This is a genomic window from Novosphingobium olei (assembly GCF_037076535.1).
In the GTDB taxonomy this organism is placed as follows: domain Bacteria; phylum Pseudomonadota; class Alphaproteobacteria; order Sphingomonadales; family Sphingomonadaceae; genus Novosphingobium; species Novosphingobium olei.
Genome location: NZ_AP029021.1, coordinates 489,259 through 503,507 on the forward strand (window position 1 = coordinate 489,259; position 14,249 = coordinate 503,507).

Consider the following 14,249-nt stretch of genomic DNA (forward strand, 5'->3'; position numbering starts at 1 on the left):
TGAGGGTTTGCATGCACCGTCGTCGTTTCCTGTCGTTGTCCTGTCAATCCGGCGCTGCCTTGGCTGCGGCGTCGCTGCTGCCTGGTTGCGCGACTTTGCCCGCTGTTTCCGGTGGCGCGGGGGCGGCGCCGTCGCCGATGCGTCCGGGGCTTCAGCTGTTTACGGTGATGAAGCTCCTCGATCAGGATTTCGATGGAACACTCGCGGCGGTTGCGGCGATCGGCTACCGCGAAGTGGAGACGGTCGGGGCATTTGACCGCGATCCCGCCCAGGTCGCCGACGCGCTGGCAAGGCACGGGCTGACCACGCCCTCGCAGCACCTCATGCCGGGCAACCTCTATCGCGACTTCTCGCTCTACAATCGCGGCGGCCTGTCGTGGGACGAGATCGTCCGGCGCTTTGCGGTCGCGTTCGACTTCGCCCTGGTCGACCGCTTCATCGCCGAGGCCATCGAGCGGGCCACCAGGCTCGGCCAGCGATACATCACGTGGCAGACCAACTGGCAGAAGCAATACGGCCTTGCCGAACTGAAGCAGCACATTACGGCGTTCAACAGGGCGGGGGCGCTGTGCCGCAGCGCCGGTCTGCAGTTCGCGTTCCACAACCACAACCTCGAATTCGCGGTCATCGATGGCATGCCTGGGTACGACCGCATGGTGATCGAAACCGACCCCGACCTCGTCAAGCTTGAGCTCGATTTCATGTGGATGACGGCCGCCGGGGCTGACCCGGTCGCCTATCTCGAGCGGTTCCCGGGGCGCTACCGGATGACCCACCTCAAGGACCGTACGGCGGACGGCCGGATCGCTATCCCGGGCACGGGCGTCGAGAATTTTCCCCGCCTCATCGCGGCGAGCGAGAAGGCCGGCATCGAGCATGCTTTCGTCGAATTCGACCAGCCGGTCGACCCGCTCAACGAAATTACGGCCGCGTGGAAGTACCTCGTAAGCCTGAAGGGCATGCGGGCGTGACCGAACCGAAGCCCTGGCTTGTCGAAGCGTTCGGGATAACCGCGCTTCCCGGCGACGAAGAGCGCCTGCGGCTGCACTGGCAGGCCGATCAGGCGCTCGTCACCCGGGCGCTCGAAGCAGCCGGAAGCGATGGCGCGCCTTCGTTCTTCGACCGGCCCCAGCGCCTGTTCGACGGGCTCGTCCGCCGATGAGCGACGCGCTGGCGGACCTCGACCTGGTCGCGCTGGCAAATGCCATCGCCGCGGGAGACGTGACGGCAGAGGCCGCAACGTCGTCCGCGCTCGAAGCGGCGACGAGACATTCCGCTCTCAACGCCTTCGTCCGGCTTGATCCCGAAGGCGCTCTGGAGGCGGCGCGCGCCGCAGATCGCCGCCGCGCTGCCTCGGGCGTCAGCGGGCCGCTGCATGGGGTGCCGCTGGCGCACAAGGACATGTTCTACCGCGCCGGCCGGGTCACCGGGTGCGGCTCGATCGTCCGTCGCGATGTCGTGGCGACGACGACGTCTCCGTTGATCGAGCGGCTCGATGCCGCAGGGGCGATCGAGATCGGACAGCTCCACATGGCCGAATTCGCGATGGGACCCACGGGGCACAACGCCCACCTCGGCCGCTGCGGCAATCCCTGGAACCCTGCGGCCATCAGCGGCGGCTCATCGTCCGGATCGGGCGCGGCGGTGGGCGCGCGCATCGTCGCAGGCGCGCTCGGGTCCGATACGGGCGGTTCGGTTCGCTTGCCCGCCGCCCTTTGCGGGGTGGTGGGATTGAAACCGACCCACGGATTGCTGCCGCAGGACGGAATGATGCCGCTGTCCGAAAGCCTCGACACAGCCGGCCCGCTGGCGCGCTCGTCGCGCAGCGTCGCGCGGCTGCTAGGCGTGCTGACGGGCGGCGAATGCGACTACGAAGCTACGCTGGCGCAGGACTTGCGCGGCCTCACCATCGGCAAGCCGACCGGCTACTTTGCCGAAGATCTCGATCCGCCGGTGGCCACGGCCTTCGATGACGCCCTGCGCTGCCTTGCCGACCTTGGCGCGCGCGTTGTCGATGTGGCCTTTCCGGACGGCGAGCAATACGCCGCGATGGCCGCGCTGGTCTGGGCGCCGGAGGCGGCCGCCCAGCATCTCTCGTGGTTGCGCGACCGACCCGGCGACTATGGCCCGCAGGTGCGCAACCGTCTGCTGCACGGGCTCGCGATTCCGGCGGTGAACCATGTCCTTGCCCGGCGCTTGCGGGGATCGCATCTCGCTGCCGTCCTCGCCGGGCCGTTCAGCCTGTGCGACGTGATCGCCACCCCCGCGATGCGGACGGTGACGCCGATGGCCAGTGCGGTGGAAGCCGATTCCGGCCCGGCGATGGACCGCGTCGTCGGCGGATTGTCCGCCTTGACCCGCCCGGTGTCCTATCTCGGCCTGCCCGCGCTGGTAACGCCGATGGGGCACGATGCCCGCGGCCTGCCGATAGGCCTGCAACTGATCGCTCGCCCGCAGGACGAGCAGAGCCTCCTCACGATCGGCGCCTGCTTCGAAGCAGCCACCCGCCACCTCGATCGTCGACCCCCTTCTGCCCCCTGAACCGCAGATTTTCTGAAGGAGACCGTGCACATGGAAATCGGAGTCTTCATTCCCATCGGAAACAATGGCTGGCTGATCTCGAAGAACGCGCCGCAGTACATGCCGAGCTTCGAGCTCAACCGCGAGGTGGTCCAAAAGGCGGAAGGGTATGGTTTCGACTTCGCGCTTTCGATGATCAAGCTGCGCGGCTTCGGCGGCGAGACCAGATTCTGGGACTACAACCTCGAAAGCTTCACGCTGATGTCCGCCCTTGCGGCGGTGACCACCAGGATCAAGCTGTTCGCGACCACGGCCGTGCTGACCCTGCCGCCCGCGATCGTCGCGCGCATGGCCGCCACGATCGATTCGATCGCGCCCGGTCGGTTCGGCATCAACATCGTCTCGGGCTGGGCGAAGGGCGAATACGACCAGATGGGCCTCTGGCCCGGCGACGCCTACTTCGGATACCGCTATGATTATTCCGAGGAGTACGTCCAGGTCCTCAAGGACCTCTGGCAGGACGGCAAGTCCGACTTCCAGGGCAAGTACTTCCAGATGAGCGACTGCAAGCTCGGTCCGCAGCCCCAGGGCAAGATCGAGATCGTCGGCGCCGGCCAGTCCGACCGGGGCATGGATTTCGTCGCCAACTACGGCGACTACAACTTCGTCACCTGCGGCGGCATCAACCAGCCGCGCCAGCACGCGCCCGTCGTCGAAAAGCTCGTCGAGGCCTCGCGCAAGTCGGGCCGCGACGTCGGCGCCTATATCCTGTGCATGGTCATCATGGGCGAAACCGACGAGGAAGCGATGGCCAAGTGGGAGCACTACAAGGCCGGCGCCGACATGGGCGCGCTCGCTTGGATGGCGGATCAGGGCTCGAAGGACACGACCTCCGACAGCAATTCCACCGCGCGCCACATCAACCTTCCCGAAGGCGCGATCAATTTCAACATCGGCACTTTCATCGGCAGCCATGCGACGGTCGCCCGCCTGCTCGACGAAGCGGCCTCGATCCCCGGCACCAAGGGCATCATGCTGACGTTCGATGACTTCCTGCAAGGGCTCGACGAATTTGCCGAACGCGTTCAGCCGCTGATGGAGTGCCGCGCGCACATCGTCTCCGAAAACGCCTGAGGCTCAAGGCGCACACAGATCCACCCGGGCTTGTCCCGGCCCTCGGCAGGTCCGTCGCTTCACCGCGCGGGCCTGCCCTTTTTTGCCGATCCCCAACAAGGAGACCCAAGTCCCGTGTCATCGCCACTCGATCAGGCTGCCCTCGCGCAGCTCTTCACCCAGGCCCGTTCGCGCAATGCCTGGCAGAAGGAATCCCTGCCCGACGCCACCTGGCGCGACCTCTACGATCTGGTCAAGATGGGCCCGACCTCGGCCAACGTCAGCCCCGCGCGCTTCGTGTTCTGCGTGAGCGATGAGGCCAAGGCGCGGGTCGCGGCGCACATGTCCGGAACCAACGCCGCCAAGAGCATCGACGCAGCAGCGATCGTCATCGTCGCGCAGGACCTCGATTTCGCGCAGAAGATCCCGCAGCTGTTTCCGCACAATCCCGGCGCGCAGCACTGGTTCGGCGATCCGCAGGTGCGCCACGACACCGCCTTCCGCAACGCCACGCTGCAAGGCGCCTACCTGATGCTGGCCGCGCGGGCGCTGGGCCTCGATTGCGGCCCGATGTCGGGTTACGACCAGAAGGCGCTCGATGCCGATTTCTTTGCCGGCACGGCGGTTTCATCGAATTTCCTCTGCGCGATCGGACACGGCGTCGACACGCCGTTCGACCGCCTGCCGCGCCTGGCCTTCGAGGAAGCCTGCCAGCTGCTGTGATCTACCCCTTGGCGATGGTCCGGCGCTGCAGGGCCATCGCCATGCTGGCAAGGCCGCCCGCCGCGGTCAGCGCCGCGATGCAGGCGAAGGTCACGTCGTAGCGGGCCGTCACCTCGTAGAGCAGGGCATAGCTCGACGGGCCCATCATCACCCCCAGGAAGGTATAGACCAGCGCTCCGCCCATCACTTGCCCGGTCATCCCGGGCGGGCTGAAGCGGGCGATTTCCGACATAGCGACCCCGTTCCAGCCGGACAGGCTGAAGCCCAGCGCCACCAGCAGGCCCACCTGCAAGAACACCGGCAACCGCATCAGGAAGGGCAGGGCGCAAAGCCCGGTCGTGCTCAGCAGACCGATCAGCGCCAGGATCGCGAAGCCCGATCCCGCCCGGTCGGCCAGCCAGCCCCAGCTGACGCGGCCAGCGGCGCCGCTGGCCTGCAGGGCTCCGCCCACCGCCGCGGCAGTCGCCAGCTTCCAGCCCTGATCCTCCACCAGCATCAGCACGATGAAGGCCGATAGCGAAAGTTGCGCCGCCGAATAGACCATGCCGACCAGCGACAGCACCAGCAGCGGTCGCGACTTCCAGACGAGGCGCTGCTCGGCCAGGAAATTCGCCCGGAACGACCGGCGAGCGGCCGGTGCGTGGGGGGCGTCGCGATGATCCACCCACAGCTTGAGCGCAAGCGCTGCGGGCACGATGGCCGCCACAGCCAGCGTCCGCTGCCATCCGAACGCGGCATCGAGCGCGGGCAGGGAAAGGCTCGCCAGCACCGCCCCCAGCGGCACGCCCGCCTGCTTGATCGAGAACACCACGCTGCGCTTGGCGGGCGGGCACGCGGCATTGAGGATCTGCGACGATGCCGGGTTCTGCAGGCCGTAGCCGAGCCCGATCAGCAGCGATGCCACGATGCCGATCCACAGCGTGCTGGTGGCCAGCAGCACCAGTCCCGCCGCGAACAGCAGCAGGGTTACGATCTCGATGACATAGGCGCCGTGGCGCTGCAGCAGTGTCCCGGCAAGCGCGGACCCCAGCGCGCCGGCCATGTAGATCAGGCTGATCTGATAACCGACGTAATGCGCATCGATGCCGAAGCCCAGTGCGGCGCGCGGCGCGATTGGCGCGAGCGCCAGCGCCACCGCCGTGGCGATGACCTGCACCAGCGTGGTGAGCACGAGGACGCGGAGAAGCGGGGCGTCATGCTTGCTCGAACTGTGCATCGCTGTCGGGTGCTCACCGGATGGAAACGACCGCCGGTTGCAGCAAGGCACACCGCAATGCAACTGCTTAATGAAAAGCTTTACATTAAGGGTGTCGTCCGTGATGCTGCGGCGGCCAGTGCAAAGGAGCGACAGCCGTGGACTCACACAATTCCACACGCCCAGGGCGTCGGGACGCCTTGCGCGCGGCGATGCAGCGCATCGGCCTGCGCGACTCGCAAGTGCGCGCCTGGACACATCTCGATCCGAATGCGGCCGGGAAGATCTACGAAGGAGAGAGTGGCGAAGGCGAGCGACCGCTGGAAGGGGTGACTGTCGGCGTCAAGGATGTGATCGATGTGGCGGGCATGCCGACCCGGCACAATTCGCCGCTGGGCTCAAGCCTGCCCGCGGTGCTGGACGCGCCCTGCGTTTCGGTGCTGCGCTCTGCCGGCGCGATCATCGTCGGCAAGACTGACACGACCGAATTTGCCGCAGCGGGCCGCGATGCCGCCACGGCCAACCCGCACGACCTTGCCCGCACCCCCGGCGGCTCCTCGTCGGGCTCTGCCGCAGCGGTTGCCGATGGCCACGTCGACCTCGCCTTGGCGACGCAGACCGGCGGGTCGACGATCCGGCCGGCGAGCTTCTGCGGCATCTACGGCTTCAAGCCGACCTGGGGTCTGATCTCGCGGGAAGGCGTGAAGCTCTATGCCAACAGCCTCGATACCGTCGGTTTCCACGCGCGCGACCTCGGCCTGCTCCAGCGCGTCGCCGGCGTCTTCGGATTTGCCCGCGCCTCCCTGCCGGATGGGCCCCTGCGCATCGCGATCTGCCGCACGCCCTGGTTCGAGCAGGCAGAGTCCGACACGCGAGCGGCACTTGCCGACGCTGCCCGAAGGCTTGCCGCAAGTGGCGTCGAGACCGCGGCCATCGACTTGCCGGGTGGGTGCGACGCGCTCGAACCCGCCTTTCACGCCATCCTCCATCGCGAAGGCGGGGCAGCCTTTCTCGATCTCGCACGCCGCGCGCCCGATCTGCTGCATCAGGATTTCCACCAGCGCGTGGCGAGCCGTGAGCGCCATGATGACGACGTCCTGCGCAGATCCTACGACATCGTCGCGCAATTGCGGGCGGCGGTGGAAGCGCTGTTCGCGCAGTTCGACGCGGTACTGGTACCGAGCGCGCCGGGGATCGCCCCGCTGGGACGCGGCCCGGGCAACCCCCTGTTCAACCAGCACTGGACACTGCTGCACCTTCCGGTCCTCAACCTGCCGCTCTACCGCGCCAGCCACGGCATGCCCCTTGGCCTCAGTCTCGTCGGGCCGCGCTTTTCGGATGGGCGCCTGCTTCAGGCGGCGGAGCAACTGATCGCCCTGTTGAAGGAAAACCAGCCCTTGCCCGCCTGATTGAGCGCGTTCGGCTCGCGGCGAAACCCGCCCTGCAATGCCGCGCGGCAAAGCACGGGCAGTTTTCGGTCCCGACTGGCGCAGCGGGCAGGATTGCTTCAGTCTGTCCGCCTAGATCGTGGAGAGGAAACGATGGCCACTGAACCAACGCTTGCCGGCCAGCTTGTGCGCAATTTCGGCAACCCTTCGGCAATGGCCGGCCTCTATGCGCCCGACGTGGAATGGAGCCTGCCGCCATCGCTGCCTTTTCCCGTGCCGATGAAGGGGATCGACGCGGTATCCGCGTTCAACCGCTCAGTCTGGGGCGAGGTCTATTACCCGGATTGCTCGGTCGAGATCCTCGACGAAACGGGGTCGGCCACATGCAGCGCGGTTCGCTTCATCTACCGCGCGCGGTTCCGCGCCAACGATCTGCCGTACGAGAACGAATACACCCTGTTCGCCCGCCATGGCGAACAGGGCATCACCGAGGTTTTCGAATCCCTCGACCTGACGCGGCTGGCGCAGCAGGCGCCCGGCTAAGGGCAATGGGCGGGTCGCAAGCGGTACTTCCTTACAAAGAACGGCCTCCTGCGCCCGAACTTGCTTGAAGGAGCGAAATCGACTGTGTTTAGAAATGGCGCGAGTTAACTGTGTGGGTACCGGTCGAAGATGGAAGCGAAGCTTGTGGCAAAGCCTGTGAAGGCGAAATCCGGGCCGGGCGGGGCGGAACCTGCCAAGCGGGTACCGCGCGCCGGGCGGCCGGCTTCCCCCCTCATCACGCGTGAGGCAGCGGCCGAGGCGGCGCTGCAGATCATCGATCGCCAGGGGCTGGAGGGCTTGAGCCTGCAGGCGGTGGCGCAGCAGATGGGGGTCCGGGCGCCTTCGCTCTACCATCACTTCCGCGACAAGGAGGCGCTGCTGGTCAAGGTGGCGCGGCTGTTGCTTCACAAGATCAATGTCGAGCAGGACACCTGGTCCGACGATTGGGAGACGCGCACGATCGAGCTGGCGCTCGCGACCTACCGCGTCACCATGCGCCATCCCAATGCCGCGCCGCTGGCGCTGCGCTTCTTTCCCCGTCAGGTCGTGCTGCCGGCCTACGAGCGCACGCTGGCGACGTGTCCTTATCCGCCCGAAACCCACGTCGTCGTGCTCGAGGCGATCGAGCGCTTCACGTTCGGCTTCACCCTGTTCGCGGCAGCGGCGGCGAGCCACCACACCCCCTCGACTCCCGTGCCCGATCGCGAGCAGTTCCCGGTGCTCGCCGCCGCGCTCGATGCAGCGCCCAGCGACGAGGAGACCGTGTTCGTCGAGGCGCTGCGGGTGATCCTCGACGGCCTGCGCGCGCGCTACGGCCGCAACTAGGCGGCCTAGGACCGGACACGAAAAAGGGGCGACGCCAATGGCGCCGCCCCAGCTTCTTACTGGACAGGAAATTCAGAACTTGAAGCCGACTTCCACGAAGATTTCGCGGGGGTTGTCGACGAAGGCGGACATGTCGGCCACGGTGCCACTGGCCGTACCGGTCCCCGTGCCGCCGGCGAACGGGATGTCGTTGGCCGCGGTCACCACCAGCTTGTTGGTCAGGTTGCGGCCGATCAGCGATGCGGTCCACAGCCCGTCCTTGCCCGACAGGCTGATCGAGGCATCGACCTTGGCATAGCCCTTCTGCACTGCATCGGGGCGCAGCGCGTCGGTGAAGTTGTACTTCGAGGTATAGCCGACGTCCCCGTTCAGGCGCAGCGACATGTCGCCGCCGACCGGCGTCTCGTACGTGAAGCCGGCGCGCCCGGCAAAGTGCGGCGCCTTGGGCGGGGTGCGGCCCGAATAGTCCTGCGCGTTGCCCACGCCGCCCACCTGCAGCAGGTTGCAACCCTGCGACAGCGTCTGCCCCGGATAGCACTGGCCGATGAAGTCCTGGTACTCGGCATCGTTGTACGCCGCCGAACCGCGCAGCGAGAACCCGTCGAGACCCGGCACACGGAAGTTGAAGTCCGCCTCGATCCCCTGCGTGCGCAGCTTGCCGGCGTTGCCCGCGGTCAGCGATACGGTGACCGGATCGAAGAACTGCACCTGCAGGTCCGAATAGACGTAGCGATAGGCGGTCAGGTTGAAGCTCAGGTGCCGGTCGAGCAGCAAGGTGCGCACGCCCACTTCACCACCTTCTGCGGTTTCCGACTTGTAGCGGCCGGCCGCGACCGAGGCTGCCGGCGTCAGGGCCTGCGAGATGTTGAAGCCGCCCGCCTTGAAGCCCTGCTTGTACGCGGCATAGAGCGTCAGGTCGCTCGAAGGCTTGTAGCGCAGCGTGACCTGCGGCGACAGGTTGCCTTCGTCGTACTTGTCCTTGAGCGAGATCCCGCCCGGGAACGCGCCGGCAAAGGCAATGTGCGCGGGAAGCGAGCGCTGATAGCTGTCGCGCGATTCACGGCTGTAGCGCGCACCACCCGAAAGCTCGAGCTTGGGCGAGATGTTGAGCGTGCCTTCGGCGAAGAACGACAGCGAATCCGTGCTGAAGCCGTTGTCGCGCTTGAACGTGGTATAGGTGTTGTTGATCGGATCGAGCGGCACCGGGAAGATGTAGGCATCGGTGTTGAACACGAACTTGCCGTGGGCATAGAACGCGCCGAACAGGATGTTGAACGGCCCGTCGAACTTCGACTGGAAGCGCATTTCTTCCGAAAACTGCTTGAAATCGGCGAGCTGCGAGAAGCTGGCGGGGTAGGATTCGCCGCTGACGTTGTTCAGGTCGGTCTGCTTGAAGTGGTAGTACCCGGTGATCGAGGTGACGTCGAACGGATCGCTTTCGATCGTCCCGGTCAGCACCGCGTACTGCGACTTCAAATCACCATACAGCTTGCCGTCGCGGGCATAGCGCATGCCGGTCGTGGCGACCTGCACGGGCAGGGCGGAACTGTCGGCGCGGCCGTCGATCCGGCAATCGGTGTTGGGGCTCGAAGGAATGCCGTTGGCCGGCAGCGGCGTGGTGCGTCCGCCACCGCAGATGCGCTCGAGCGTATCGGTCGGCCCGCCGTCGACCACGCTGGTCAGGCCGGCCTTGAGCTCAAGCTTGAAGCTGTCGGTCACCTGCGCGTCGATCGTGCCGCGCACGCCATAGCTTTCGGCAAAGCCGCGACGGTCCGAATTGCGCGTGCGGAACTGGTCGGGGATATAGTTGGTGTAGCTGTCGGCAGCGGTGTTGGTGAAGGCCCCGTCGCTCTTCGAATAGCGGCCGGCAAGACGCGCCGTGATTCCTTCGGTGACCGGGCCCGAGACGAACCCTTCGACATAGCGTTCGCGCGCCTTGAAGCCATAGCCGCCCTTCAGGCCGGCTTCGAAATGGTCGGTCGGGCCATTGCTGGTCACCGAGATCAGGCCGCCGGTGGTGTTCTTGCCGAAGAACAGCGCCTGCGGGCCCTTGAGCACTTCGACACCCTTGATGTCGAACTGCGGCAGGCTGATTTCACGGCCACGGCTCATCGCGATGTTGTCGATGACGAACGAGACCGACTGGTCGAACCCGGCGGAAAGCGCGGTCGAACCGACGCCGCGCAGGAAGATCGACGCCGAAGAGCCCGATGCCGCCTTGCCCGCGATCAGCGAGGGCACCATCGTCGCGATGTCGGACACGCGGGTCGCCTGGTACTGGCTCAGCGTCTGGCCGGTCACCGCAGTGATGGCGACGGGCGCGTCGATCAGGCGTTCGGTACGGCGACGCGCGCTGACGATGATCTCGTCGGTGGATACGTTGTCGTCAGGCGCCTGCGCGGCGGCGGTCGTGACCGGTGCAGGCGCGGCCTGATCCTCGCTCGCCATCGCCTGTACTGGCGCCAGCAGCACCAGCGTCGTCGCCAGCGCCGAACCCAGCGTCAGTGTGCGGCCGATAGTTGGACGGGTCATCTTTTCATTCCTCCCCAATAATCTAACATGCATAGGATAAAAATCTGGACGCAGAGCGGCTCTTGCGGCCTCGCAAAAGCTCAGGCTGCGCGGGCCAGCTGCCTCCGGTCTGCAAGGATCAGGTCGGCCGCACGCCAGGCCATGGCCATCGTCGGCCCCTGGGTGTTGCCCGCCGGGATGACCGGCATGATCGAGGTATCGACCACGCGCAGTCCTTCTACCCCGCGCACGCGGGTCCGTGGATCGACTACCGAGCCTTCGTCCTTGCCCATCCGGCACGATCCCACCGCGTGATAGGCACAGGTGCCGAAGCGGTCGTAGGCGGCCAGGATCTCCTCGTCGGTGGAAAAGGCGGGCCCGGGCATCGTCTCTTCCTCGATCAGCGCGGCAAGCGGGGGCTGTGCCGCCCACTGCCGCACCACGCGCACCGCGCCGATCATCGCCGTGCGATCGGCATCGTTGGCGCGATAGTTCGGGCTGAAGGTGGCCGCGGCGTCGGGATCGGTGGTGTTGATGTGGATCGAACCCCGCGACGTCGGGCGCAGCGCATAGACCACCACGTGCATGCCCGGGTGACGTTCCACATCCTGCCGGTTCTTGGCAAAGTCGAACGAGAACGGCGCGATCAGCATCTGTGCGTCTGGGCGGTTCAGGCCGGGGCGGGTGCGGAACCAGGCCCCAAGCTCATAGGCCGCCGCCGCCATCGGGCCGTTCTTGGTCAGGTAATAGCGCAGCGCCGACCGCAGCAGGCGCCACCCGCCGAACTCCTTGTTCTGCGATATGTCCCGCTTCAGCTTCCACTGCATGATCAGGCCGCGATGCTCGATCAGGTTCTCGCCGACTTCGGGCGCGGTGTGCACGGGCGCGATGCCGAGCGCGCGCAGCCGGACGGGATCGCCGATCCCGGACCGCTCCAGGATCGCCGGGCTCGCCATCGCGCCGCCGCAGACGATCACCTCGCCATGGCAGTCGATCGTCTCGCGGTTGCCGTTGCGCAGGATCTCGATGCCGACAGCGCGCCCGTCCCGGAACACCACGCGATCGACGGTCGATTCGACCAGGACCGTCAGGTTGGGCCGGCTTTCGACCGGGCGCAGGAACGCCGTGGCCGCGCTCTGCCGCTTGCCCTTGTGGATGGTGCGCGGGGTATAGCCGATCGCCTCGCCGTTGTCGGGCGTGTTGACGTCGGCCTTTCGCGGCCAGCCGAGCGCCGCGCCGGCCGCAATCTGCGCCTCGGACAGTTCGTCCTGCAACGTCGGCATCGATACTTTGAGCGGCCCCGAATCGCCGCGCGTGTCGCCCGCGCCAAGCTCGTGGCTTTCCAGCGCGGCATAAGCCGCGCCGATGTGCCGCCACGACCAGTCGTCGCTGGTCAGCTCGGCGATGGCGTCGAAGTCCGCAGGTTGTCCGCGCACGTACATCATGCCGTTGACCGAGCTTGACCCGCCGAGCACGCGTCCGCGCACCCACGTCTCCGAAGCGCCCGCCGTCGACGCTTCGGGCGCGCTGGCATAGGCCCACAGGTGCTTGGGATCGTTCATCACCTTGGCCAGGCCCTTGGGCATCGAAATGAAGGGGTGCGTGTCGCGCGGACCCGCTTCGATCAGGCAGACCCGAATCGAGGGATCGGCCGAAAGGCGGTTGGCCAGCACGCAACCAGCCGCACCTGCACCGGCAATGATGTAATCAAAGCTCTTCACGCGATCTCTTCCCCACGCGCCGTGCCGCCTGCACGATCTATCTAATGGCCATAGATTGACAGCTTGCGCAGCGCTTCGCAAGTGGAGTTTGCGCTGGCCGCAACAAAATCTATTGTCATTAGGTATCGCCCGCGTTAGCGTCCGTTCGGCAGCAGGAATGGTCGGCCCGCGAAGGGTGAAGGACCGCGAAAGAGGGGAGATGATGGCGCAGACCTTGTCGAATGCGATTGCCTGGTGGGCGCGGATGCGCGGCGAACAGCCGGCAGTCATTCTCCATGGCGACGTTCTTACGTATCGTGATCTGCGCGACTGGTCCGAACGTGTCGCGGCGATGCTGCTGAATTTCGGTTTGCAGCCCGGCGACCGGGTCGCGGTATGCTCGACCAACAGCCTTGCCTACATCGCGCTGATCTTCGGCACGATCCGCGCCGGCGGCATCGTCAGCCCGATCAACTTCCGCTACAAGCCGCGCGAGATCGCCGAGCTGGCCGAAACCACCGAGCCGCGGCTGGTGTTCGCAGCGCCCGACCAGGCGGACGCCGTGCGCGAAGCCGGGCTCGATCCGCGCCCGCTCGACGATGTGCTGGCGCTGCGCCACGGCGCGCGCACCGCCGTCGCCCACGATCCCCAACCCGATGCGGCGGTGGTGATCATCGCCACCTCCGGCTCTACCGCCAAGCCGAAGGGCGTGGTCTTCACCAACCGCACGATGACGGCCTATGCCGCGAACTGGTCGGTCGAGGAAACCTCGGCGGCGGCGGGGTCCCGGGTCATCACGCTTGCCCCGCTCAACACCTCGGCAGGCTTCGTCCAGCTGATGCACTACACCACGCTCGGCTGCACGCTCTACATGGAGCCGCAGTTCGATCCGGCCCGTGCGCTCGACCTGATCCAGCACGAGAGGATCACCTGCTTCGGCGCGGTCCCGGCGTTCTTCGAATTCATCGCCGCGCTGCCGCAGTTCGAACAGGCGGACCTGTCCTCGCTCCGCCTCGCCACCGCTGGCGGCGCGCGGGTCAGCCGGCAATTGCTCGAAACGTACCGCGCCAAGGGCATCGTCATCCGCCAGATCTACGGCCAGACCGAAGTCGGCGGCAACGCCACGATCATGCCCGAACACCTCGCCCTCGCGAGCCCGGAAAAGTGCGGCTGGGGCGGCGCGTTCATCGACATCCGCGTCGTTCGCCCCGACGGCACCGACTGCGCGCCGGGCGAACAGGGCGAAATCGTGATGCGCTCGCCCGGCATGATGGTCGGCTACTGGCGCAACCCGGACGAGACGGCCAAGGCCCTGCGCGACGGCTGGCTCTGGTCGGGCGACATCGGCGTGCTCGACGAGGACGGCCTGCTGACCTTCGTCGACCGGATGAAGGACCTGATCATTTCCGGCGGGCTCAACATCTCCGCCGCCGAAGTCGAGCGGGTGGTGTGCGAATTCCCGGGCGTGACCGAGGCGCTGGCCATCGCCGCGCCCGACCCGAAGTTCGGCGAAACCCCGCTGGTGGTCTACCACGGTGCGGCTGAAGTCGATGTCGCGGCGCTGATCCGCCACTGCGACGCCAATCTCTCGAACTACAAGGTGCCGCGCTACGTCGCCTTCTCGGCCGAGCCGTTGCCGCGCCTTGCCACCGGCAAGCTGTCCAAGCCGGCGGTGCGCGAGGCTTATGCCGGCGCGCACGAACGCCTTCCCAAAGTTCGCTGATCATCTCC

12 protein-coding genes are annotated in these 14,249 nt (G+C 66.7%); 9 read left to right on the forward strand and 3 right to left on the reverse strand.

The window, feature by feature from the left end; translation table 11 throughout:
• Window positions 1-167 precede the first annotated feature (167 nt).
• From AACH40_RS02375 to AACH40_RS02395, 5 genes are all read left to right on the forward strand, one after another.
• On the forward strand, window positions 168-971 hold the full coding sequence (locus AACH40_RS02375; protein WP_338644041.1) for a sugar phosphate isomerase/epimerase: 804 nt from the start codon (window positions 168-170) through the stop codon (window positions 969-971).
• Window positions 968-1,162: a hypothetical protein gene (locus AACH40_RS02380; RefSeq protein WP_338644042.1), complete on the forward strand. Its 195-nt coding sequence runs from the start codon at window positions 968-970 to the stop codon at window positions 1,160-1,162. The genes AACH40_RS02375 and AACH40_RS02380 overlap by 4 nt, the downstream gene beginning before the upstream one ends.
• The gene (locus AACH40_RS02385) at window positions 1,159-2,541 is read left to right on the forward strand and encodes an amidase (protein ID WP_338644043.1); all 1,383 of its coding nucleotides are present in this window, start codon (window positions 1,159-1,161) and stop codon (window positions 2,539-2,541) included. Before AACH40_RS02380 ends, AACH40_RS02385 begins: the two co-directional genes overlap by 4 nt.
• Window positions 2,542-2,571: 30 nt before the next feature.
• On the forward strand, window positions 2,572-3,654 hold the full coding sequence (rutA, locus tag AACH40_RS02390) for a pyrimidine utilization protein A (protein ID WP_338644044.1): 1,083 nt from the start codon (window positions 2,572-2,574) through the stop codon (window positions 3,652-3,654).
• A gap of 114 nt (window positions 3,655-3,768) precedes the next feature.
• Complete coding sequence (locus AACH40_RS02395; protein WP_338644045.1) at window positions 3,769-4,356, forward strand: malonic semialdehyde reductase; 588 nt, start codon at window positions 3,769-3,771, stop codon at window positions 4,354-4,356.
• Between the two features lies 1 nt (window position 4,357).
• Here AACH40_RS02395 and AACH40_RS02400 read toward each other — a convergent pair whose 3' ends face one another.
• Window positions 4,358-5,572: an MFS transporter gene (locus AACH40_RS02400; RefSeq protein ID WP_338644046.1), complete on the reverse strand. Its 1,215-nt coding sequence runs from the start codon at window positions 5,570-5,572 to the stop codon at window positions 4,358-4,360.
• 137 nt (window positions 5,573-5,709) lie between these two features.
• On the opposite strand from AACH40_RS02400, the gene AACH40_RS02405 reads away from it, so the two are divergent.
• The 3 genes from AACH40_RS02405 to AACH40_RS02415 all read left to right on the forward strand — a co-directional run bounded on the left by AACH40_RS02405 (window position 5,710) and on the right by AACH40_RS02415 (window position 8,307).
• On the forward strand, window positions 5,710-6,960 hold the full coding sequence (locus AACH40_RS02405; protein ID WP_338644047.1) for an amidase: 1,251 nt from the start codon (window positions 5,710-5,712) through the stop codon (window positions 6,958-6,960).
• Window positions 6,961-7,092: 132 nt separating this feature from the next.
• Window positions 7,093-7,482 (forward strand): nuclear transport factor 2 family protein, encoded by a 390-nt coding sequence (locus AACH40_RS02410; RefSeq protein WP_169492174.1) that lies wholly within the window; start codon window positions 7,093-7,095, stop codon window positions 7,480-7,482.
• Between the two features lie 129 nt (window positions 7,483-7,611).
• On the forward strand, window positions 7,612-8,307 hold the full coding sequence (locus tag AACH40_RS02415; protein WP_338644048.1) for a TetR family transcriptional regulator: 696 nt from the start codon (window positions 7,612-7,614) through the stop codon (window positions 8,305-8,307).
• 72 nt (window positions 8,308-8,379) lie between these two features.
• Here AACH40_RS02415 and AACH40_RS02420 read toward each other — a convergent pair whose 3' ends face one another.
• Both AACH40_RS02420 and AACH40_RS02425 read right to left on the reverse strand, forming a co-directional pair.
• A complete protein-coding gene (locus AACH40_RS02420) occupies window positions 8,380-10,839 on the reverse strand; it encodes a TonB-dependent receptor (protein ID WP_338644049.1) in 2,460 nt (819 codons plus the stop codon).
• 80 nt (window positions 10,840-10,919) lie between these two features.
• Complete coding sequence (locus AACH40_RS02425) at window positions 10,920-12,539, reverse strand: GMC family oxidoreductase (protein ID WP_338644050.1); 1,620 nt, start codon at window positions 12,537-12,539, stop codon at window positions 10,920-10,922.
• Between the two features lie 199 nt (window positions 12,540-12,738).
• On the opposite strand from AACH40_RS02425, the gene AACH40_RS02430 reads away from it, so the two are divergent.
• Window positions 12,739-14,241, forward strand: coding sequence for a class I adenylate-forming enzyme family protein (locus AACH40_RS02430; protein WP_338644051.1), 1,503 nt, complete (start codon window positions 12,739-12,741; stop codon window positions 14,239-14,241).
• The last annotated feature ends 8 nt before the right edge of the window (window positions 14,242-14,249 follow it).